The following is a 22,231-nucleotide window of genomic DNA, read 5'->3' as shown; positions in this document are numbered from 1 at the left end:
CATGAAAAAACTAATAATCCCAATAGGAGTACTTCTGGTAACAGGCCATATCAAAGCCCAGGTTACTCCACTTCCCAATACAGAAAATTACGTTCAAACCAAAACGTATTTAGATTATACGGGCACCCAGGCTACCAAGTCATCCGAAACGGTTCAGTATTTTGACGGTTTGGGTCGAGCCAAGCAAACGATTAATATCAAAGGTTCCCCACAAGGTAAAGATGTGGTAAGCCATATTGAATATGATGCTTTTGGCAGACAGGTTAAAGATTACCTTCCTGTGCCGCAATCCGGGACTCAGAACGGAGCTATTTATACATCTCCGCTAGGGAATGCACCTTCTATCTATGGCAGTGAAAAGATTTTTTCCGAGAAGATCCTGGAAAATTCACCCTTAGACCGTATTCAGCAGCAGATCCAGGTGGGCAATGACTGGAGTGCTAAACCTGTCAGCTTCGGGTATGCAGCCAATGTAGCCGGAGAGGTATATCAATATGTTACCTCTACAACCTGGGAAAACGGAGCAACCAAAAGTGTTCTGAGTTTGGCACCCAACACCACCTATGGAGCGAATCAGCTGTATAAGAATACGATAAAAGATGAAGACGGTAATGAAACGATAGAATTTAAAAATGGGCAAGGGCAGGTTTTACTGGTGAGAAAAGTTCTGAGCACCAGCGTTCATGCAGATACCTATTATGTGTATAATGAATACAATCAACTGGCATTTGTACTTTCCCCCAATGCTGTTCACAAGCCTATTAATGATGAATTACTGAACAATTTTTGCTACCAGTACCGTTATGACGGCAAGGGCAGGATGGTTGAGAAAAGACTTCCCGGTAAAGGCTGGGAATATATGGTGTATGATAAGGCCGACCGTCTTGTCCTAACCCAGGATGCCAATCTCCGTTCCCAGGGGAAATGGATGTTTACCAAATATGACCAGCTATCACGTCCAATTTATACCGGTATTCTGGATAGTCCTCCCGGGAGAGTACAACAGGTGGCAGCGGTAGAAGGAGCAGGTGCCAATACAGAAACCAGAAGCACTTCCAGCTGGAATAACAGCGGGATGGATGTCTTTTACACCAATACCGGTGCTTACCCTACCACGAATTTTAAGCTCACCAGTATCAATTATTACGATACTTATCCTGGTTATACCTTCAACCCTGCCTTTCCTGCAAGTATTTTAGGAGAACCAACCCTAACAGAAACACCTTCATCAGAAGGTCGCAGCTTAAAAGGGCTTCCATTGCTAGGAGTAGTGAAAAATATTGAAGATGATAACTGGACCAAGACCTATACCTATTACGATACCAAAGGCCGAATAGTGGGTACCCATTCCATTAACCATTTAGGCGGGTATACCCGTGTAGAATCCCAGCTTGATTTCTCCGGAGCCCCAAAGAAAACTGTGACCCGTCACTTAAGATTAGCTACCGAAGCAGGTGTAACGATCTCTGAGCGTTTTGTGTATGATTCCCAAAACAGGTTGAAGGAACACTGGCACCAGGTAGACAGCAAACCGGAGCAGTTGCTGGCACAAAATACATACAATGAATTATCCCAGCTTTCCAATAAAAAAGTAGGGAACAACCTTCAGAGTATCGATTATGCCTATAACATCAGAGGCTGGATGACCGATATCAATAAAGACCAGATGGGAGCCTCAGATTTGGGAGGTAAACTATTTTCCTACAAAATCAAATACACCCAGAAAGACGGGATTACCAATCCTGATACCGCGTTGTTTCCCGGAAAAGATGTAAAAGCCAGGTACAATGGTAATATAGCAGAAGTAGACTGGAGAGCCGTAGAATCTCTGGGAGCCAATCCCTCTTTAACTCCTAAAAGATATGGCTATGCGTATGATGCTTTGAACCGGCTGACGGCAGGATATTATCAGAATCCCAATAATTCATATAGCAAAGAACATACAGAATCATTAGCCTATGACCTGAATGGGAATATTACCGGTCTTTACAGAACCACCGCTATTGAAAACAACAATACCACTGCCACTGCTATTGATAACCTGGAGTATACCTATACGAAGGGCAACCAGGTTTCCAATATCAAAGACCATATGAATAACCCTTCCGGTTATGAAGGAGGAAACGGGACGATCGAATATGATCTGAACGGGAATATGTGGAAGATGCCTGATAAGAATATCAGTAACATTAAGTACAATTACCTGAATCTGCCGAGCAGGATAGAATATGGGGATTTAGGGTCATTGGCAACGAATAATTATTTATTCCGTGGGGATGGCGTAAAACTCCAGAAGATTATTCCCAGGTTTGAGTGTGGAATTATCAATTGTTACACGGTGAATTCTATTTCAGATTATCTTGATGGCTTCCAGTATTTCAGAGAGCAGATGGAAAACGGAGGGGGCACTCCGGGTGGCCCGGTTGAATCCTTACGTATGCATACCGAGAAGCTGAAACATGCCCAGGAACAGCAGGCCTTTACTCTTGAAAGACCTGAAATGGAGTTATTCCCTGATTCCGATGGTAAAGTAGGAGGAGGAAATCAGACTGCTAAAATCTTTAGGACTCAGGGATTGATCTTTTTCCCAACCGCAGAAGGATTTTATGATTACACTAAAGATCAGTATATTTATCAGTACAAAGATCATTTAGGGAATGTGCGGATAAGTTTTACAAGAAACAGTGCTGGAGCTTTGGACATCACCGATGCCAATGATTATTATCCATTCGGGATGAACCACCTGAAGACGGGTAATTCATTCTATGGCGAGGCGAGTTATAAGAATTACAAATACAACGGGAAAGAACTACAAAACAGCGGAATGTATGACTATGGCGCAAGATTCTATATGCCTGATATCGGAAGATGGGGTGTGACAGATCCACTAGCTGAGCAGTATCGCAGGCATTCTGTATACAATTATGCTGTCAACAACCCGATAAGGTTTATTGATCCTGATGGAAGAGGAGTCAATGATTGGGTAAGAAGGACAGGCCATAGCAATTGGGAATATAGAAGTGATATTAATTCAGAGCAGGAAGCTAAAGATGCTGGATTTGTGTCTTACGCAAATGGAAGAGGAGATGATAATAGTAGCTATACAACAACCCTGGCAAGAAACGGAGTGGATACCGGAGTAGAACAGAAGGTCGTTTTAGGAGAAGACGGAAATTATACGGTTGATGGAAAAGCTTTTAAAGATGCTGACCACTATACAGATATGAAACCTGTTGACCAATTTGGTACATTTATGGCAGCCTTTGTAGCATTTCCTTTATTATTGGAAGGTTCACCATATCTTGTTTCAGGGGGATCAGCCAAGACGTTGCTTGGGAAAGCTGTTTTAAGTGGGGCAACTCAATATGTAGGGACAGGAGACGTTAATTTAATGAGTGTTGTTGGAGATACTTTTGGAGCCTACGGTACAGGAGAAATTCTGGGAGGGGTTAGTGAACTTTCATGGTCCAAACTCAGAAAAGGTCAGCCGGCATTCAGAACAGTCTTCAATGGTGGTGGAATGGCACCTGAAGAAGCTGCTTCTAATATTGGATTTGCTTTTATAAGCAAAGGATTAGGGAAAGTAAATGGAGCAACAGCTACAGGAGCGAAAGGTCTCGATAAAACGGTAGTTGGAGTAAACAATTTCCTTATTGGGACAACAATGTATGGACTTGCGGGAGCAAATGCATCAGAAATTCAGAAAAAACAAAAGTAATTGACATGATCATTTTTTTGAAAAAATATTATATTTATATTATTGTCATTATAATAGGAGCTATCATTTTCTATGATCATTTATTCTTGCAAAAGTTTAAAAACTCATATAAACAAGACGGCTTGTATACGACCGGAACAATACAGAAAGTTAAAGGATATGGCAGAGGAACAGGATTTAAGTTTATTTATACCTTTGATTTAAATGGTAAAAGCTATGAATCGAATTGTGATATAGGAAACTTATCATATTCAGTTGCTGAAAAGAAAGTCAATAAAAAGTATTTAGTGATTTACTTGAATAGTAATGTTCATAATAACAGATTATACGCTAACGTTCCTGTTACAGACAGTACTTTAAAAACTAATGATGAATTGAAAAAATGGATTGAAAAAAATCCCCCATTAAACAAAAACTGGATTCAATTCCTGGTGCAGGTTTCTTTTGGGAGAATTATTTTTGAAAAAAGCATATACTAAGGGAGAGGCTGTCTTATAGACAGTCTCTTTTCATTTTTTGAAATATAATTTGAAAAAAATAAATTACTTAATAAATGATATTAAATGATTGATTTATATTTTGTTATGTGGAAAATATGTATCTTAGATCTACAAATCAAAGCAGAATCCGAAAAGCATACAAAGTAGGAACAACCAAAAAAATAGAACTATGAAAAATCTAAGAAAATTATCAAAAAAAGAATTGAAAACAGTTGTGGGAGGCATCCCAATGTGTTTGCCGGGGTACTTCTGGTGTTCATTTATGAAAAAATGTATTCCGGTAGGATCACAATGTGGACTTATTGATTAACATACATCTAAATAATAGATTTATCCAATACAAAAAGGCTGTTTCAGAAGTGAGATAGCCTTTCGTATGCAAGGTCGATTCATACCTGAAATTCAATATACAAGACTACAGATGCACATTCATAATGTTTAGAATAGTACAATAGGAAGTATTAGCAATAAAATATTTATTCGTTATTTTGTACTCCCTTATACAATATTTGTGCGATCCGGAATAAATCGTACACTAGCTGTTATAATCATCATTCTTAACCTGATTATATTCTCTCTGAATATCTATGTCATAAAAAAGGATCTTCCCCTTTTGAAGGAGAAATGAATTTATCTGCTCTGTTAATGGTTTCGAATATTTTTTTGATTCCTGCAATCATCACATTTTTTAAAAATATGAGTGATAAACTTATTATTTTGATGTTAAATATACTTGGAAGTTGTATTGCTATACCAGGAACAGTGGTGGCTTTTGCCATGCTGTCTATTCAATGTTAAGCTATAAAGGAGAAACTGATCTCAGTAGAAAAGATAAATACTTAAGGTTCAAAAATCATAAAAACAGCATTTTCATCTCTCACTGAAAAACCGTATTTTTGTACATCTAAAAAGTAAAAGAACGAATGAATTCCTACAAAAATCCATTGGAAGAGCGCTACTCCAGTGAAGAAATGTTATTTAACTTCTCACATAATAACAAATTCCAGAATTGGAGAAAACTTTGGATAGCTCTTGCTGAAATCGAAAAAGACCTTGGACTTGAAATTACAGACGAGCAGATCGCTGAGTTAAAAGCTAATGCTGAAAATATCGATTATGAGAAAGCAGCAGAGTATGAAAAGAAATTCCGTCATGATGTAATGGCTCACGTTCACACGTACGGTGATGTGGCGCCTTCAGCAAAAGGAATTATCCACTTAGGAGCAACTTCAGCTTTTGTAGGAGACAATACAGACTTAATCCAGATCCGTGACGGACTCTTAATCTTGAAGAAGAAGTTAGTGAACGTTATGAAAGGTCTTTCTGACTTTGCTATTCAGTACAAAGATCTTCCGACCTTAGGATTTACACACTTCCAGCCGGCTCAGTTGACAACAGTTGGAAAAAGAGCAACTCTTTGGTTACAAAGTTTGGTTCTTGATATTGAAGAATTGGATTTCTTCCTGGAAACCCTTCGTTTCAGAGGAGTAAAAGGAACAACAGGAACTGCTGCAAGTTTCCTTGAGCTTTTCAATGGCGATTATTCGAAAGTAAAACATCTGGATAAAGAACTTTCAAAAAGATTCGGTTTCGAAAAAGTTTTTTGGAGTTTCAGGACAGACGTACGACAGAAAAATTGATGCTAAAGTTGTTGCCTTATTAGGAAATATCGCTCAGTCTGCCCATAAATTCACCAACGATTTACGTTTGCTTCAAAATCTTAAAGAAATTGAAGAACCATTCGAGAAAAACCAGATTGGCTCTTCTGCCATGGCTTACAAACGTAATCCAATGAGAAGTGAAAGAATCGGGGCATTGGCAAAATATGTAATGTCATTGACGACGAGTTCTGCAATGGTAGCTTCCACACAATGGTTCGAAAGAACACTGGATGATTCTGCCAATAAGAGATTAACAATTCCTCAGGCGTTTTTAGCTGTTGATGCAATTCTGTTGATCTGGAATAATATCATGAACGGAATCGTAGTTTATCCGAACAGAATCAACAAGCACATTATGGAAGAGCTTCCTTTCATGGCAACGGAATACATCATTATGGAAGAAGTGAAGGCCGGTGGTGACCGTCAGGAAATCCATGAGGTGATCAGGGTCCATTCTATGGAAGCTTCCAAAAAAGTGAAAGTAGAAGGTAAGGAAAATGATCTTATTGAGAGAATCTTAAATGACGATTCCTTAAAATTAGACAAATCAAAATTAAAAGAAGTTTTAGATCCTAAGAACTTTATCGGGTTTGCACCGATTCAGACGGAAGAATTCATTAAAAATGAAGTACAGCCGATTCTGGATCAGAATAAAGACTTAATAGGATTGGAAGCTGATCTTAAAGTATAAACATGGTGCAGCCCTTTTGGGCTGCATATTTTTTCCAACCTATTACTATGAAAAAACTACTATTAACCATTTCATTGATCCCCATTATTTCTTTTGCCCAGCAAAAAGAAGGATTGCATTATTTTAAAAACAAAGACTCTCTGGTTGGAGTAAAAGATAAAGCAGGTAAAATTATCATTCCTGCACAGTTTAAAATCTTCGGTTACCTTAAAGATGGTGATCCTGTAGAAGAAGAAACCATTTTTTTTGACGGAACTAAAGAAGGGGAAAAACTTCAGAAAAATAGCTGGGGATACGTATATGACAGAAAAGGAAACTTTCTGTATACCCCATTCTTATATGATAATGGCCCGGATTATTTCTCCGAAGGACTGAGAAGATTTGTTAAAAAAGGTAAAATAGGCTTTGCTGACCGGAATGGGAAAACAGTCATTGCCCCTGAACATGATTTTGCGAGCTCTTTCAATTATGGTTATGCCGTATTTTGTGACGGATGTGATTGGGAAAAAACAGATGATGAACATAAAGCAATGGTAGGTGGAACATGGGGAGTGATGAATACAAAAGGACAAAAAGTTCAGCCCCTTGCTGATCCAAAGGAAAACGATGTGAAGATTGACGGGAAATATTATCCTGATCCTTTTCAATATAACGAAAAAGAAAAAAATATCCTTCAGTTTTTTGAACAACACAATAAAACAATTTCAGGAATTTATTATGTAAATGTATATAGCAAAATGTCTGAAAAGGATAAAAAACTTCTTTTTGAAATTGTAGAAAGACCAAAAGAAAACTTTCCCTATTACCAGATCAATACATATAATTATGAAAAAAGTAATCTGGGATCGTTTGATGATTTAAAGTTCTTTGTATCAGAGGACGGAAAAAATGTTTATATTCTAAATTATGAACGTAAAATGTTTCCTTTTGAAAGCTGGCTGAAGGAAGAAATAATGCAAACAGAGCAATATCAAAAAGAACATCCCGATAATCCCAATAAATTTATTCAGTAATTAGGATAATATTGGTAATTGGTGCACGTAAAATTGAAAGATAACACATATTCTTTTAAATTTGTACACTGTAAGAATCGTTGGATGATAAATGCTGAAAACGCTTCCAGCGCAAATGAGGCAAAAGATATTTAAGTTGGTCTCTCTCTGAAGAGAAAGGCTCACACTTAAACCAAGTAAAAAAGAGAAATAAATCTAATATTAAATAAAATCTGACATCTAATGTCTAAAAACAAAAGAATTTTCGTAGAAAAAAGAGGAATTTTCGATGTTGAAAGTCCAAAAATTTTTGATGAAGTAAAAGCGGTTGTTCCGGGAATTCAAAGGGTAAAAGTCTACAATGTGTACGACATTTTCAATTTGAATGACGGAGAATTTGAAAAAGTGGTGAACAATACTTTTGTAGACCCTGTTACCGACATCCTGCACGCAGAAAATCCTGCAAAAAACATCCACTTTGCAATGGAGTTTTTACCTGGTCAGTACGATCAGAGAGCAGATTCTGCACAGCAATGTATTGCCCTGTTAACAGAAAATGAAAAATCAAAAGTAAGAAGTGGTACATTGATCGAATTTGAGGGAGTTTCCGAAGCTGACCTGGTGAAAATCAAAGACCTTCTGATCAATAAAGTGGAATCTCAGGAAAAAGACCTTTCCATCCTGGATATTCCTGCCGATGAAATCCCTTCAAAAGTAATCGTTCACGAAAACTTTATCAATTTTAATGATGCTGAACTTGAAAATTTCTTTAATACCCATGGTTTTGCACTTGGACTGGATGATTTAAAATTCATTCAGGAATATTTCAAAACAGAACAAAGAAACCCTACGGAAACTGAATTGAAAGTTTTAGACACATATTGGAGTGACCACTGCCGCCACACGACGTTTGAAACAGAATTGTCAGATATCCAGTTTGAAGGTCAGTTCAAACATACATTGGAAACTATTTTCAATGATTATATCGAAAAAAGAAAATTCTTAGGCCGCGAGCTGAAGCCGATCTCTTTAATGGACCTGGCAACAGTATGCGGAAAATATTTCCATAAAACAGGAAACCTGGATAATCTGGTGATTTCCGATGAGATCAATGCATGTACTATCCGGATTGAAGCGGAATATGATGGTAAAAAAGAACCATGGTATTTATTATTCAAAAATGAAACGCACAACCACCCGACAGAAATTGAACCTTTCGGAGGTGCATCCACTTGTCTCGGTGGAGCCATCAGAGACCCTTTGTCCGGAAGATCTTTTGTGTTCCAGGCGATGAGATTAACGGGTGCTGCTGATGTTTTAGAATCAGTAGACAAAACATTACCGGGAAAATTGCCGCAAAAAACCATTACAAAACAGGCTGCTAACGGATATTCATCTTATGGTAACCAGATTGGTCTCGCAACAACAATGGTATCTGAGATTTATGACGAAGGGTATAAAGCCAAAAGAATGGAAGTTGGTTTCGTTACCGGGGCTGTTCCTGTAGATTGGGTAAGACGTGAAAAACCTGAAAACGGCGATTCTATCATTATTTTAGGTGGAGCAACCGGTCGTGACGGAGTAGGAGGAGCAAGCGGAAGTTCAAAAGAACAGGATGAAACCTCTATTCATACGATGAGTTCAGAAGTTCAGAAGGGAAATGCTGTTGAAGAACGTAAAATCCAGAGACTATTCAGAAACCCTGAAGTAACGAAGCTGATCAAAAAATCAAACGACTTCGGAGCAGGAGGTGTTTCCGTGGCCATCGGTGAAATTGCAGACTCTCTTGAAGTAAACCTTGACGTACTGCCTTTAAAATACGAAGGATTAAACGGAACCGAACTCGCTATTTCAGAATCTCAGGAAAGAATGGCTGTGGTGGTAGATCCTGAAGATAAAGAAAAGTTCATCAAATTCTGTGAAGCTGAAAACATTGTTGCTGTTGAAGTAGCAAAAGTAACAGATTCAGGAAGAATGCAGATGTTCTGGAAAAGGTGACAAGATCGTTGACCTTTCAAGGGCATTCCTTGATACCAACGGATGTTCAAAATCTCAGGACGTAAAAATCAATCACCTCGAAGAAGTAAAAGAAGAAACCAAAGCATTCACGGAAGAAAACTTCCTGAATATTTTAAAAGATAAAAACGTAGCCTCGCAGAAAGGATTACTGGAGATGTTCGACTCTTCCGTAGGAGGAACGACAGTGGCAATGCCTCTGGGTGGAAAATATCAGCAGACCCTTATGGAAGGAAGTGTTCAGACATTACCGATCTTTGGAGCTAAAGATATTAAAACCGTTTCTTTGGCAAGCTGGGGATTTGATGCCGGAATTTCAAAGCAAAACTCACTGTTGGGGGCTTCATATGCCGTAGTGGAAAGTGTTGCAAAGATTGTGGCTATGGGAGGTGATTACAAAAATATCAGGCTAAGCTTCCAGGAATATTTCGAAAAACTAGGACAGGCTCCGGAAAAATGGGGTAAACCTCTTGCTTCTTTATTAGGTGCTTATGATGCTCAGATCAACCTTGGACTGGCAGCTATCGGAGGAAAAGATTCCATGAGTGGAACCTATCAGGATCTTAATGTACCGCCAACATTGATCTCTTTTGCTTGTGCCAACGGCGAAAAAGAAAATATTATCTCTCCGGAATTTAAAAATGCGGGAAATAAATTGTATTTCTTCAATCATGGGGCACAGGAAAACGGACTTCCAAACTATAACGCTTTAAAAGAAGTCTTCGAATTGATTTTTGAAAACATTAAAGCAGGAAAAATTGTTTCTGTAAAAACAGTTAAAGAAGGTGGAGTAGCAGTGGCTGTGGCAAAAATGAGCTTCGGAAACAGATTAGGAGCAGAAATAAATGCTGATGAAAAGACTTTGTTAGCTAAAAATATCGGAAGCTTAATCATCGAATCCCAAGAAGAGCTCAGCAACACATCTCTACAGTTAATCGGGGAAGTAAAAGATTCAGGAGTTTTAAAGATTAACAATCTGGAAACCCGTATCACGGAGCTCTTAGCTGCATACACCAATACATTTGAAAACCTTTTCCCAACAGTAGAAAAAGAAAAGATCACGGTTGAAATTGATGAGAAATCAAACTCTGTCAACCCAAGAAATATTATCATTAAAAAACACGGAATTGCACAACCGAAAGTATTTGCTCCGGTTTTCCCTGGAACCAACTGTGAGTACGATACATTAAATGCATTCCAGAAAGAAGGAGCTGTGGTAAGCAGCCTGCCTTTAATCAATATCAATCACCAATTGCTTGATGAAAGCATTGATGCATGGGTGGAAGAGATCAGAACCTCTCAGATTCTTGCATTCTCAGGAGGTTTCTCTGCCGGTGACGAGCCGGATGGTTCTGCAAAATTCATCGTAAACGTTTTGAAAAATGAGAAAATGAAAAATGCCGTTCATGAGTTACTGGACAGGGACGGAATGATTATCGGAATCTGTAACGGTTTCCAGGCGCTGGTGAAGTCAGGATTGCTACCATACGGAAGAATCAAAGATCTGGATGAAAACTCTCCTACATTGGCCCACAATGCTATCAGAAGACATATTTCTCAGATGGTAAACGTACAAGTAGTCAATGACGAAAGTCCATGGTTAACAGGAATGAAGGGTCAGGTTTTCACCATCCCGATTTCTCATGGCGAAGGCCGTTTCATGGCTTCAGAAGAAGAAATCAAGAAACTGTATGAAAACGGACAGATTGCTACCCAGTACATAGACCTTGATGGAAACATTGCCCACGGAATGCCTTTCAATCCTAATAATTCATTGTTCGGAATCGAAGGAGTTACCAGCCCGTGTGGAAAGATCTACGGAAGAATGGGACACCCTGAACGTTTTGCTGAAGGTCTCATGAAAAATATACCAACCGCGAATTATCACAATATATTCAAAAACGGTGTTGAATACTTCAAATAAAAATACAAGAAAAATGATCGTCATCCATGGCGGTCATTTTTCGTCTTTAGGAGGTTTCTACGAAGAAGTCTCCAAAGTCCTGATGAAAGGTACAGACTGGAATGTGGGTACACTCGATGGCTTTGATGATATTCTGTACGGCGGTTTCGGAGTATTTGAAAACCATGAAGAAATTGAAATCCTCTGGAAAGAATCAGAAAAGTCAAAACAAGAGCTCGGCTTTATCGCTACCCGGGAATTCTACGAAAATAAAATCAAACAGGGAAAGCCTTTCAATATAAAACTGATTCAGCAGAAACTTGATGATTTGATTTCCGGAAAAGGACCAACTTTGTTTGATATTCTGGTTGAGATCATAGAATCACACACTAATATTAGTTTGACGTTGAGCTGATAAGCAGTAAGTAACAGTTTCAAAGAAGTTCCATTAAAACAGAGACCTTTTTCAACATTTTTTCAAAGTTTTCCATTCATGTGATCAAATCAACTTGTTGATTCATCTTCGCTTCCTAAAAAATATTCATAAGGCAAACCATCTTTGCGTTAAAAAAACACTCACAAATTAAACAGATTTGAAAGAATTTACCTTACTTTTAATCATATTTTAAAAGCTTTAAAACAGAAGTAAAAACCAAAAAGAAAAGAATTAGCAAAATGAAGAAAATAGTATATGGACTGTTCTTTGGAGACAGTATTACTTACGGAGAATATGATGGCGTGTTTGGAGGCTGGGTAGACATCCTGAAAAGATATGCCCTTCAAAAAATTTCACGAAGGAAATGGAGACGAATTAATACTTTTCAATCTTGGAATCGGTGGTGAAAGTACCGAAGGATTGATGAAGCGCTTACCTCATGAATTGAATGCCCGTAATTCCGCTGACGGAAATCTTATTTTTCTCGCTTACGGCGCTAATGATCTTGCCGTAAAAGAAGGATCGTACATTGTCTCTCCTGAAGATTTTAAAAAGAATATGGAAGCTGCTATTCAGCAATCAAAAGAATTTTCAAAAGATATTTATCTGGTAAGCATTCTTCCGGTGTCTCAGAAAATAGATGGAGTAGTAGTAAGCTCGGGAAAATTCAGGACCAATGACGAAGTTCTTGCTTATAACCGGATTCTCAAAGAACTCGCTTCAGACCATTCTCTTGGATATATTGATTTTCACAGCGTTTTTTTTGAAGATAAAGAAATTTTACTTTCTGCCGACGGAGTACATCCTAACGAAAAAGGCTATGGAATGATGGCTGAAATTGCAATACCTGTCATTGAAAAATATTTGTAATGCCTTATTTATTCTCTTACGGAACCCTGCAGAAAGAGCAGGTGCAGCTTGAAACTTTCGGACGGATTTTACAAGGTGAAAAAGACACGCTTTTAGGCTATCAACTCGATATGATTGAAATTACGGATCCTGAAGTCCTCCGGAAAAGCGGGCAAAAATACCATCCGGTACTGCAGTTTTCAGGAAGTAGCGAAGATCAGGTGGAAGGAATACTTTTCGAAGTGACAGAAGATGAAATCCTGCAGGCAGATGAATACGAAGTGGATGATTATAAAAGAATCGAAACCTTATTTACATCAGGGAAAAACGGTTTTATTTATGTAGGAAAATAAGATCGCTCGATATAATTTAGCAGACAGAATCTTTATATCAATAGAAACGGGCTTTAGGCCGTTTAACATTTAAATACCCATCCATTGGCTTTAGCCAAAACATAAAAACGCCACGTGTTCCCGAAATCTATACAATCTGTGTTTGGGTAAATATATTTTGTGACCGACCGTTTTCATGCATCTGTCATTATTTATTATTGATCATGAAATCTCTCCTGACAAACAGCTGTCACAAGTTGTATTTATCTTTGTCCTGCAACAATACTAAAAGAAATGAATAACGTAAAAATGGAACCTTTTAAGGTCATTGGAATCTCAGTAAGAACTACAAATGAAAATAATCAGGCCGCAAAAGATATTCCTGTATTGTGGGAAAATTTGATGAATGAGGATATTCTGAATCGTATTCCCAATAAAACTGATAATACGATATATTCCATCTACACGGATTATGAAAAAGATCATACAAAACCTTATACAACCATTCTCGGATGTAAGGTAGAAAACCTCGATCATATCCCTGAAGGAATGGTAGGGAAATCTTTTGATGGCGGAGATTATATAAAGTTTACCACAAAGGGAGACCTAGCAAAAGATCTGGTGATCAACGAATGGTTAAAAATCTGGGAAATGGATATGGATAGAGCATTTACAGCTGATTTTGAAGTTTATGGAGAAAAAGCACAAAATCCATCAGATGCAGAAGTAGATATTTTCATTGCCGTGAAATAAGCTTTCCGGAAAAACTTTACCCTCATAATTTTTTTGAATTGAAGGTGTGAAATTCCCCTTCCCTTGGAGGGGGAAACCATAGAATTTTAGATCGGGTGAATGGTTTTAAAACTGCCCCCGACCTATGTTGTTATTATTCAGTTAAAAATGTATTTCCAGTACACAAGAATTCCCACAATAATGGAAGCAGTAGTCATAAGTACCACTCCGGCGGCTGCAATATCCTTAATAAAACCGATTCTTTTATCAAAATCAGGCTGTATGAAATCACAGATCTTTTCAATGGATGTATTAAAAATTTCCGCACTTAAAACGGCAAAAGAAACAAAAAGGATCAGAGCAGCATCAATACCGGAAAGTTGTAAATAAAAAATTAAAAACAGATTTACCAAAAAAGCCAGAAGCTCAATTTGAAAATTTCTCTCCGTCTTCAGCATAAAAAAAACTCCCCGGAAAGCATTCAGAAAACTTTTATGAAGAGGAGGTTTTTGCATTTTTTTATTTTTAACAAAGATAGGTTTTGTATTTTGATTGTAAGATAGTATTCCCTAAATTTCAGATGATCACTGAATGTACAGAGACATTTTCTGATTTTTTAGATAAAGGAAAGCCTGGAAAGAATAAACAAAAAGATTTGACCTTGCACGGAACACTGGTAAAGATTGAAAAAATAATTTTGTGGTATTTTATCTGCTGGATGAAAACAAAAATTTTTAAAAAAATAATCGGGTTACCATAGAATCAAACATCGATCTTACCAGTGAATACAACGCATTATTAAACAAAAAAGCGACGATAAATTATTATAATGCCGATATTTTTCGTGTAAAATTAAAAGACTACAGAACTTTAAACGTAATATCAAGTCTTAAAACAGATTAATGATGTTTGTTAAAAACTCCTAGAGATTATTTTTTTCTTTGTTATATCAATTTATTATATTTGTAGAAACTTATTTTTAAATCTATGAAATTTATTATTTCAAGTGGTGAACTGCAGAAGGCTTTGCAAACTGTAAGTGGCGTAATATCAAGCTCTCAATCGAGACCGATTTTAGAAAACTATCTTTTTGAACTAGACGGAAATAATGTTACCATTACAGCATCTGACGGCGAGACGACTCTTGTAACTTCTCTTGAAGTAAAGTCTGATGACTCAGGTAAATTTGCTGTTCCTGCTAAAATTTTTCAAGATTTTATCAAGACATATGGCGAACAACCCCTTACGTTTGTTGTAAAAGACAATGCGGAAGGAACTGGAAGTCAGCTTGAGATTTTAGATGAAAAAGACAATTTCGCAGTGGCATTAGATAATGCTGATGACTATCCCGAGTTACCTGAATTTGATGCTTCCCAAAGCGTTGTAATGCCGGCAGGAGTATTGTCAGAAGCTCTTACAAACACACTTTTTGCTACAAGTAACGACTCTCTTCGCCCAGTGATGACCGGTGTTTTGTTCCAGTTTGGAGAAAATGAAACCAATTTCGTTTCTACAGACTCTCACAGATTAGTAGTTTACAAGAGGGCAGACCTGATGAATGCTGAACCTATGGAATTCATCATGCCTAAAAAACCTTTGAATATTTTCAAAAATATCCTGGCAAGCTCAAATGAAGAAGTGAAAATCGACTTCAATGAAAACATGGCTAAGTTTACTTTTGATAAACATATCTGGATCTGTAGACTGATTGATGGTAAATATCCAAACTATACAGCGGTAATTCCAAAAGAAAATCCAAATGTATTGACGATCAACAGAAACCTTTTGTTGGGAGCCATCAAAAGAGCATCGATCATGTCTAATAAATCGACCAACCAGGTAAGATTTAAGCTTTCCGGAAATATTCTTCACCTTCATGCAGAAGATACTGAATATGCAAACAAAGCAGATATGCAGATTCCTTGTGACTATAACGGAGAAGATATCAATATCGGATTCAGCTCAAAATTCTTAACTGAAATGTTGACAATCTTAGGATCTGATGATATTACAATGAAAATGTCTCAGCCCAACAGACCGGGGATCATCGAGCCTCTTGACGGTCTTGAAGAAAACGAAAATATCTTAATGCTTTCAATGCCGGTTATCGGATTGTAAGATGAAAAATAAATAAAAAGAGCTGGAGCAATCCGGCTTTTTTCGTTTTCGGAAAATATTGAATCACTAATAAAAAAGTAAGTTTTAAGGGAAGCCTCATCAGACATAAAATTAGCCTAATAAAGAGCTTTAGCTGTACTCTTAACTTTTACTTATCTTCTAAACAATCCTTAATGTTTAAAAAATATCATTCATTATGGAAGCAAAAATACAATCCTATCACCCCTCAGACTTTCCGTCAGAATTGACTAGTGAAAATTATACTGTAGTTGTTTGGAAAGGTTCAGGTGTTTTTTCTGTGGATGATATCAATTATGCCTACAAGGGATGCCATATTTTATTTATTTCACCCTATCAAAAGCTAAAGTTTCTGGCGCAGTCAGGTGAGCATATTTCTGTTCTTTTGTTTCATGGTGATTACTACTGTATAGAATATCACAAAGAAGAAGTAGCCTGTAACGGGCTTCTTTTTAACAATATTTACTTAGATCCCGCCATTGAACTTGCCGAAGAGAACTACCGGTATATTCTCGAACTTTTTAACCATATCAGAAAGGAAGAATCCGAAAAACATCAGTTCTCCGAATCAATTATCAAAACCTATATACAGCTCATTTTGGCGATCTGCAGCAAACAAAAAAGCGGCTTTGAATCCAGTGCGTCCGGTCATGAGAAGATCCCGAACAAAAAAGCAACAGAATTTCAGAAATTACTTGAGATGTATTATAAAAAGGAAAAAGAATTGTCATTCTACAGTGACCGGTTAAATATTACCAACAATACCTTAAGTAAGATTGTTAAAAAAGAATTTGCCAAAACACCTACTCAGCTCATCAACGAAAGAATAATTTTGGAATCTAAAAAATTACTGCATTTAACCTATCGGTCTGTGAAAGAAATAGCTTCGGAACTGGGATTCGAAGATGAGTTTTATTTCAGCAGATACTTTAAAAAATCGGTAAGTTGCTCCCCGAAAAATTACAGAGAAAAGGTTGGGATTTCCGTGGTGGCGAAAATGTCCATGTAATGTCCTTAAATATCTATGTCGCTGCCTGAGGCATGTGAATACCTTTGTACAAAAGTAAAACATATGCAAAACACTAAATTATTCAGCAGTCTTCAGCAATTGGATGTCTATGCACTCAATTTTCTCAGAATTTCAATCTTTATTGTGATGGCCTGGATTGGCGGTCTTAAGGCTTTTCAGTACGAAGCCGACGGAATTGTTCCTTTTGTTGCCAACAGTCCTTTGATGAGCTTTTTCTATAAAAATGCCGGACATAAAGTGCTTAACGAAGATCAGAAGCCCGTTTCCGAATATACACTGTACAAAAACCCTGAGGGAAAAGTGGTACAGAAAAATATTGACTGGCACAAAGAAAACGGGACTTACGGTTTCGCATATGGCCTTGGTCTTATGATTATAACCATCGGAATTCTTGTGGTATTGGGAATATGGTTTCCCAAAACGGGAGCTGTTGGGGGAGCGTTGACGTTCCTCATGTCATTGGTTACGCTATCATTTCTCATAACAACTCCGGAAGTTTATGTTCCTGATCTTGGTGGGGATTTTCCTTCTCCGCAACATGGTTTCCCTTATTTGTCAGGCGCGGGCCGCCTTGTACTGAAAGATATTATCATGATGGCCGGAGGTTTGGTGCTGTTTACGGATAGTTTGAAAAAGGTTGTCAATCCTTATAAACAAGGACTTTGAAGAAAGATAGATTTTTCATCTATGATCCTGAAAATCTTCAGACTAAAATAAGGACCGGCAGCTGGGCTGTAAAACATATCTGTAAAAGTGAAATTAACGAAAATTTATTATCTTAAAGTTGTCTTCAAATTTCTGTATTTCTCAAAAAAACACGACATTTGTACGCTTAAAACCGTTCGGTTATCATCGAACAAAATTCAAATAAATTTTTGAAAATATTTCGGATGAAAACAAGCATTTCATCCGGCTTTAGAAAAAATAAAATTATCAGATGAAAATATCAAACAACTGGCTGAAGGACTTTGTGAAAACGGAATTGAAAACTGAAAGAATCGGTGAGTTTCTTACAGATATAGGTCTTGAAGTTGAAGGGATAGATAAATTTGAAAGTGTAAAAGGCAGTCTGGAAGGAATTGTTGTAGGTAAAGTATTGACCTGTGACAAACATCCGAATGCTGATAAACTAAAGAAAACTACAGTAGACGTAGGAAACGGAAAGGTATTGAATATCGTTTGCGGAGCTCCTAACGTAGAAGCAGGACAGACAGTTCCTGTAGCTGTTGTCGGAACTAAAATCTATGATAAAACCGGAAACTTTTTTGAAATCAAAGAAGCGAAGATCAGAGGCGAAGTTTCTCAGGGTATGATTTGTGCAGAAGATGAGCTTGGCCTGAGCGAAGATCACGGTGGAATCATGGTGTTGGACGAAACAAAATACGAAGTAGGGAAGAATTTTGCAGATTATTTTGAACTGGCTAATGATGAAGTTTTTGAAATCGGTTTAACACCGAACAGGACGGATGCAATGTCTCACTATGGTGTTGCCAGAGATCTGCATGCTTATCTTTCTACCAATCAGTTGAAATCACAGTTCAATAAAATAGCTTCTGAAGCTTTAAATAACGAAGGTTCACACGATTTTACCCTGGAAGTTGAAGATGCAGAATTGGCTCCGAGATATATCGGTGCTGTGATAGAGAATATAAAGGTTGCAGAATCTCCTACCTGGTTAAAAGACAGGCTGAAAGCTATCGGATTAAGCCCTATCAATAATGTTGTAGATATTACCAACTATATCCTTCACGGATACGGACAGCCGCTTCACGCATTTGATGCAGATAAAATTGCTGGCAAAAAAGTAAAAGTTGGCGTGGTAAAACCGGGAACGAAGTTCACAACTTTAGATGGTGTTGAAAGAACATTGAATGGTTCTGAAATCATGATCAAAGACGGGAAAGATACTCCGATGTGTATTGCAGGAGTGTTTGGTGGTGAAACTTCTGGAGTATCTGATGCTACCAAAACAATCTTCCTTGAAAGTGCATATTTTAACCCGATTGCAGTAAGAAAAGGGGCAAAAGCCCACAGTTTAAATACTGATGCTTCTTTCAGATTTGAGAGAGGAGTAGATCCAAATATTACAAGAACGGCGATCACTCATGCCATCAAGTTAATTCAGGAAATTGCTGAAGGTAAACTGGTAGGTGATCTACTGGAAGAATATCCTAAGAAAATAGAAGACAGCTATGTGATCCTGAGATTCTCAAAGATCGAACAGATTTTAGGAACCAAAATTCACAGAGAAAAAGTAAAAGAAATATTAAAAGCTTTGGAAATTCAGGTTTTGAATGTAATTCCTAACGGCTTTGAAATCTCTGTACCTGCCTACAGGGCAGATGTAACAAGAGAAATCGATGTTATTGAAGAGATTTTAAGAATCTATGGATACAATAAAATTGATGCTCCACAGAAGATTTCCTTCACTCCTGTAAAGATTAACGCAAACGATCAGGATGAACTGGAAAACAACTGGGCAAGAACCTTACAAAGCGTGGGTTTCAATGAAGTGATGAACAACTCATTGACTTCAGTGAAAGATGAAACTGATGCCGTAAAGCTGTTGAATCCTTTAAGTAATGATTTGGCATTCATGAGAAAGTCTTTATTGGAAGGACTTCTTCAGAATACAGTATATAATATCAACAGAAAGAACCAGGATATCAAGTTCTTTGAATTCGGAAAAATCTATCATAAGAAAGAGAAATACGAAGAAAGAAAACAATTGGCCCTTCTTGTTTCCGGAAGAGATGTAGCAGAAAACTGGTTACAGCCTAAATCTGCTGTGAGTTTCTACAACCTTAAAGCCTATGTAAAAGTATTGCTGGAAAGGCTGGCAATTGATTATAAAGAAGTAGCCTTATCTGACGAAAGATTCTCTGATGCTTTAGTGTATGAAGCAGAAGGAAAAGCTTTAGTGAGAATCGGAAAAGTAGCCCCGGTATTGTTGAAAGATTTCGATATAAATCAGGAATGTTACTATGCTGAAATTGAGCTTGAATTGGCACAGGAACTGCGTGCTAAAAATGAATTGAAGTTTAAAGATATTCCGAAATTCAATAAAATCAGAAGAGACCTTGCTTTACTGATTGATAAAACAGTGAATTACGAGGATCTATACCAAACAGCGAAAAAGAACAAGTCTCCATTCATTAAGAGCATCAATCTGTTCGATGTCTATGAAGGGAAAAATCTTCCTGAAGGGAAAAAATCTTACGCGATGAGCTTTGAATTATTAAACGAAGAGAAAACCCTTGAAGAAAAGGAAATCTCAGAAGTAATGGATTCTCTGATCAAATCTTTCCAGAAGGAATTCAATGCAGAATTGAGATCTTAATTGTATAAGAGTAAAAAAATATGTAAAACGGACTTTTTGTAAGTCCGTTTTTTTTGCCTTTAAAACGGCTCGTTTACACTTCTTCGCGTCATTGCGTTTCCCGGCTTTCCGATAGCACAATACAATCTGGCACATATCCTGTCATCAAAAAAAATTTCAAAATACAGGATGTTAAAGAATAATAAAATTCACTGCAACCTGTTTAAATAATATTATTTCCGTAAATTTGGATGAATTCAAAAAGAAAAAAATGAAAAATCTTTTTTTAAGTATATGTGCAGCAGCAGTATTGGCATCTTGTGGATCTATGACAAGCCCTTCTGCGTCTAAAGTAGGAAAAGCCCAGCCTGCGCTTGTTAATACAAAATGGACATTGGCTGACAATGTAAAAGGTAAAATCCCAACATTGAATATTGAAGGAGAAAAGATAACAGGTAATGCCGGTTGTAACAACTATTTCGGAACTGCTAAAATAGATCCGTCTACAGGAGGGTTCTCTGCAGGGCAGATGGGTTCTACAAAAATGATGTGTAACAATATCGGAGTAGAGCAGAACTTTATGGATATGATGGGAAAGGCAAATAAATATGTAATTTCCGGAAATACCCTAGAGTTGTACAAAGACAATCTTCTACTATTGAAATTTACAAAATCTGAATAAAAAATAAAAGGAACTCATTGGAGTTCCTTTTTTATGTTTTAGACTGTGTGATTAATCTTCCTCTTCTTCGTCATACTTAGCCAGCTCTTCGTCGCACCATTTGAATGCTGCTTCTACCACTTTCGTAGCTTCGTCTGCCATAGTTTCTTCATCGTCACCTTCAAGATCATCTAACCACTCAACTTCTTCTTCCTCAACGTTTAAGATAAATCTTGGATACTCAGTGTGTACTACGAATAAATCTTCTGGAAATTCCGAATTATCTGCTAATAAAAACTTTGGTAATTTCATTTTTTTAATGTTTTAACTTGCTCAAAGATAAATAAAATTATTGACTTAAAATCAGTTCAAAAACATTTTTGAAACTTTTTCAGCTTTTTTACTTTCTGAATAATCATAGAATCCTTCCCCTGATTTTACTCCCAGTTTTCCTGCTGTCACCATGTTTACAAGCAATGGGTTCGGAGCGTATTTAGGATTTTTGAAGCCGTCGTACATCACGTTCAAAATCGCAAGACATACATCAAGACCAATGAAATCAGCCAATTGAAGTGGTCCCATCGGATGAGCCATTCCCAATTTCATTACCGTGTCGATCTCTTCTACACCGGCAACACCATTGTAAAGTGTCTCGATAGATTCGTTGATCATAGGCATTAATATTCTGTTGGCAACGAAACCAGGATAGTCATTTACTTCAACAGGTACCTTTCCTAAGGTTTTACTCATTTCGTAAATGGCGTTGAAAGTTTCTTTAGAAGTAGAATATCCTTTGATGATTTCTACCAGTTTCATGATAGGAACCGGATTCATAAAGTGCATTCCGATTACTTTATCTGCTCTTTTTGTGGCAGCAGCAATTTTAGTGATAGAGATGGAAGAAGTATTGGTAGCAAGGATGCAGCCTGCAGGAGCCAGTTCATCCATCTGTCCGAAGATTTTCAGCTTCAGATCCAGGTTTTCAGTAGCAGCTTCTACAATAAGATCTGCTGATCCTGCGGCATCATTCAATGCTGTAAACGTGGTAATATTTCCTAATGTTTCTGCTTTTTGCTCTTCAGTAAGGTTTCCCTTTGCAATTATTCTGTCAAGGTTGGTCGTAATGGTTTTTAAGCCTCTGTCTAAAGCTTCCTGAGATACATCTACCAGATTTACTTTAAAACCGCTTTGTGCGAACGTATGTGCTATACCATTCCCCATGGTTCCCGCTCCGATAACTACAATGTTTTTGATC

The 22,231-nt window shown here is 37.4% G+C and carries 15 protein-coding genes and 3 pseudogenes; 14 read left to right on the top strand and 4 right to left on the bottom strand.

Features of this window, described 5'->3' with window-relative positions; translation table 11 throughout:
- Position 1: 1 nt before the first annotated feature.
- Together H3Z85_21790 and H3Z85_21785 are read left to right on the top strand one after the other, a co-directional pair.
- The gene (locus H3Z85_21790) at positions 2 to 3,718 is read left to right on the top strand and encodes an RHS repeat-associated core domain-containing protein (protein ID QPQ51803.1); all 3,717 of its coding nucleotides are present in this window, start codon (positions 2 to 4) and stop codon (positions 3,716 to 3,718) included.
- A 17-nt stretch (positions 3,719 to 3,735) separates the two neighbouring features.
- The gene (locus H3Z85_21785) at positions 3,736 to 4,197 is read left to right on the top strand and encodes a hypothetical protein (GenBank protein QPQ51802.1); all 462 of its coding nucleotides are present in this window, start codon (positions 3,736 to 3,738) and stop codon (positions 4,195 to 4,197) included.
- A 611-nt stretch (positions 4,198 to 4,808) separates the two neighbouring features.
- Here the strand turns inward: H3Z85_21785 and H3Z85_21780 are convergent.
- Positions 4,809 to 4,997 (bottom strand): hypothetical protein, encoded by a 189-nt coding sequence (locus tag H3Z85_21780; GenBank protein ID QPQ51801.1) that lies wholly within the window; start codon positions 4,995 to 4,997, stop codon positions 4,809 to 4,811.
- Positions 4,998 to 5,141: 144 nt separating this feature from the next.
- On the opposite strand from H3Z85_21780, the pseudogene H3Z85_21775 reads away from it, so the two are divergent.
- From H3Z85_21775 to H3Z85_21745, 7 genes and pseudogenes are all read left to right on the top strand, one after another.
- Positions 5,142 to 6,570, top strand: a pseudogene (locus H3Z85_21775) (adenylosuccinate lyase).
- Positions 6,571 to 6,617: 47 nt separating this feature from the next.
- Entirely contained in the window at positions 6,618 to 7,583 is a 966-nt protein-coding gene (locus tag H3Z85_21770; GenBank protein ID QPQ51800.1) for a WG repeat-containing protein, read from the top strand.
- A 222-nt stretch (positions 7,584 to 7,805) separates the two neighbouring features.
- A pseudogene (locus H3Z85_21765) lies at positions 7,806 to 11,502 on the top strand (phosphoribosylformylglycinamidine synthase).
- Complete coding sequence (locus H3Z85_21760) at positions 11,483 to 11,896, top strand: ribonuclease inhibitor (GenBank protein QPQ51799.1); 414 nt, start codon at positions 11,483 to 11,485, stop codon at positions 11,894 to 11,896. The pseudogene H3Z85_21765 and the gene H3Z85_21760 overlap by 20 nt, the downstream one beginning before the upstream one ends.
- 260 nt (positions 11,897 to 12,156) lie before the next feature.
- Positions 12,157 to 12,787 (top strand): annotated as a pseudogene (locus tag H3Z85_21755) (SGNH/GDSL hydrolase family protein).
- Positions 12,787 to 13,119, top strand: a complete 333-nt coding sequence (locus H3Z85_21750) for a gamma-glutamylcyclotransferase (GenBank protein ID QPQ51798.1) — start codon at positions 12,787 to 12,789, stop codon at positions 13,117 to 13,119. Before H3Z85_21755 ends, H3Z85_21750 begins: the two are co-directional and overlap by 1 nt.
- Before the next feature lie 273 nt (positions 13,120 to 13,392).
- A complete protein-coding gene (locus H3Z85_21745; protein QPQ51797.1) occupies positions 13,393 to 13,851 on the top strand; it encodes an AraC family transcriptional regulator in 459 nt (152 codons plus the stop codon).
- 137 nt (positions 13,852 to 13,988) lie between these two features.
- Here H3Z85_21745 and H3Z85_21740 read toward each other — a convergent pair whose 3' ends face one another.
- Positions 13,989 to 14,345: a diacylglycerol kinase family protein gene (locus H3Z85_21740; protein QPQ51796.1), complete on the bottom strand. Its 357-nt coding sequence runs from the start codon at positions 14,343 to 14,345 to the stop codon at positions 13,989 to 13,991.
- 472 nt (positions 14,346 to 14,817) lie between these two features.
- Between H3Z85_21740 and dnaN the strand changes: the two genes are divergently transcribed.
- The 5 genes from dnaN (at position 14,818) to H3Z85_21715 (ending at position 20,997) form a co-directional block, all read left to right on the top strand.
- Positions 14,818 to 15,948 (top strand): DNA polymerase III subunit beta, encoded by a 1,131-nt coding sequence (gene dnaN, locus H3Z85_21735; protein ID QPQ51795.1) that lies wholly within the window; start codon positions 14,818 to 14,820, stop codon positions 15,946 to 15,948.
- A gap of 196 nt (positions 15,949 to 16,144) precedes the next feature.
- Positions 16,145 to 16,975 (top strand): helix-turn-helix domain-containing protein, encoded by an 831-nt coding sequence (locus tag H3Z85_21730; protein QPQ51794.1) that lies wholly within the window; start codon positions 16,145 to 16,147, stop codon positions 16,973 to 16,975.
- 63 nt (positions 16,976 to 17,038) lie between these two features.
- Positions 17,039 to 17,662: a YkgB family protein gene (locus H3Z85_21725; protein ID QPQ51793.1), complete on the top strand. Its 624-nt coding sequence runs from the start codon at positions 17,039 to 17,041 to the stop codon at positions 17,660 to 17,662.
- Between the two features lie 271 nt (positions 17,663 to 17,933).
- Positions 17,934 to 20,336, top strand: coding sequence for a phenylalanine--tRNA ligase subunit beta (locus H3Z85_21720; protein QPQ51792.1), 2,403 nt, complete (start codon positions 17,934 to 17,936; stop codon positions 20,334 to 20,336).
- 250 nt (positions 20,337 to 20,586) lie between these two features.
- The gene (locus H3Z85_21715) at positions 20,587 to 20,997 is read left to right on the top strand and encodes an META domain-containing protein (GenBank protein ID QPQ51791.1); all 411 of its coding nucleotides are present in this window, start codon (positions 20,587 to 20,589) and stop codon (positions 20,995 to 20,997) included.
- A 51-nt stretch (positions 20,998 to 21,048) separates the two neighbouring features.
- On the opposite strand, the gene H3Z85_21710 is transcribed toward H3Z85_21715, so the two are convergent.
- Both H3Z85_21710 and H3Z85_21705 read right to left on the bottom strand, forming a co-directional pair.
- Entirely contained in the window at positions 21,049 to 21,288 is a 240-nt protein-coding gene (locus tag H3Z85_21710; protein ID QPQ51790.1) for a hypothetical protein, read from the bottom strand.
- A gap of 51 nt (positions 21,289 to 21,339) precedes the next feature.
- A complete protein-coding gene (locus H3Z85_21705) occupies positions 21,340 to 22,230 on the bottom strand; it encodes a 3-hydroxybutyryl-CoA dehydrogenase (protein ID QPQ53978.1) in 891 nt (296 codons plus the stop codon).
- Between the last annotated feature and the right edge of the window lies 1 nt (position 22,231).

Origin of the sequence: Chryseobacterium indologenes (assembly GCA_016025055.1) — a bacterium.
Taxonomy (GTDB): domain Bacteria; phylum Bacteroidota; class Bacteroidia; order Flavobacteriales; family Weeksellaceae; genus Chryseobacterium; species Chryseobacterium indologenes.
Note: the sequence above shows the minus strand (reverse complement) of the source record. Positions and strands in the feature narration are given on the sequence as shown.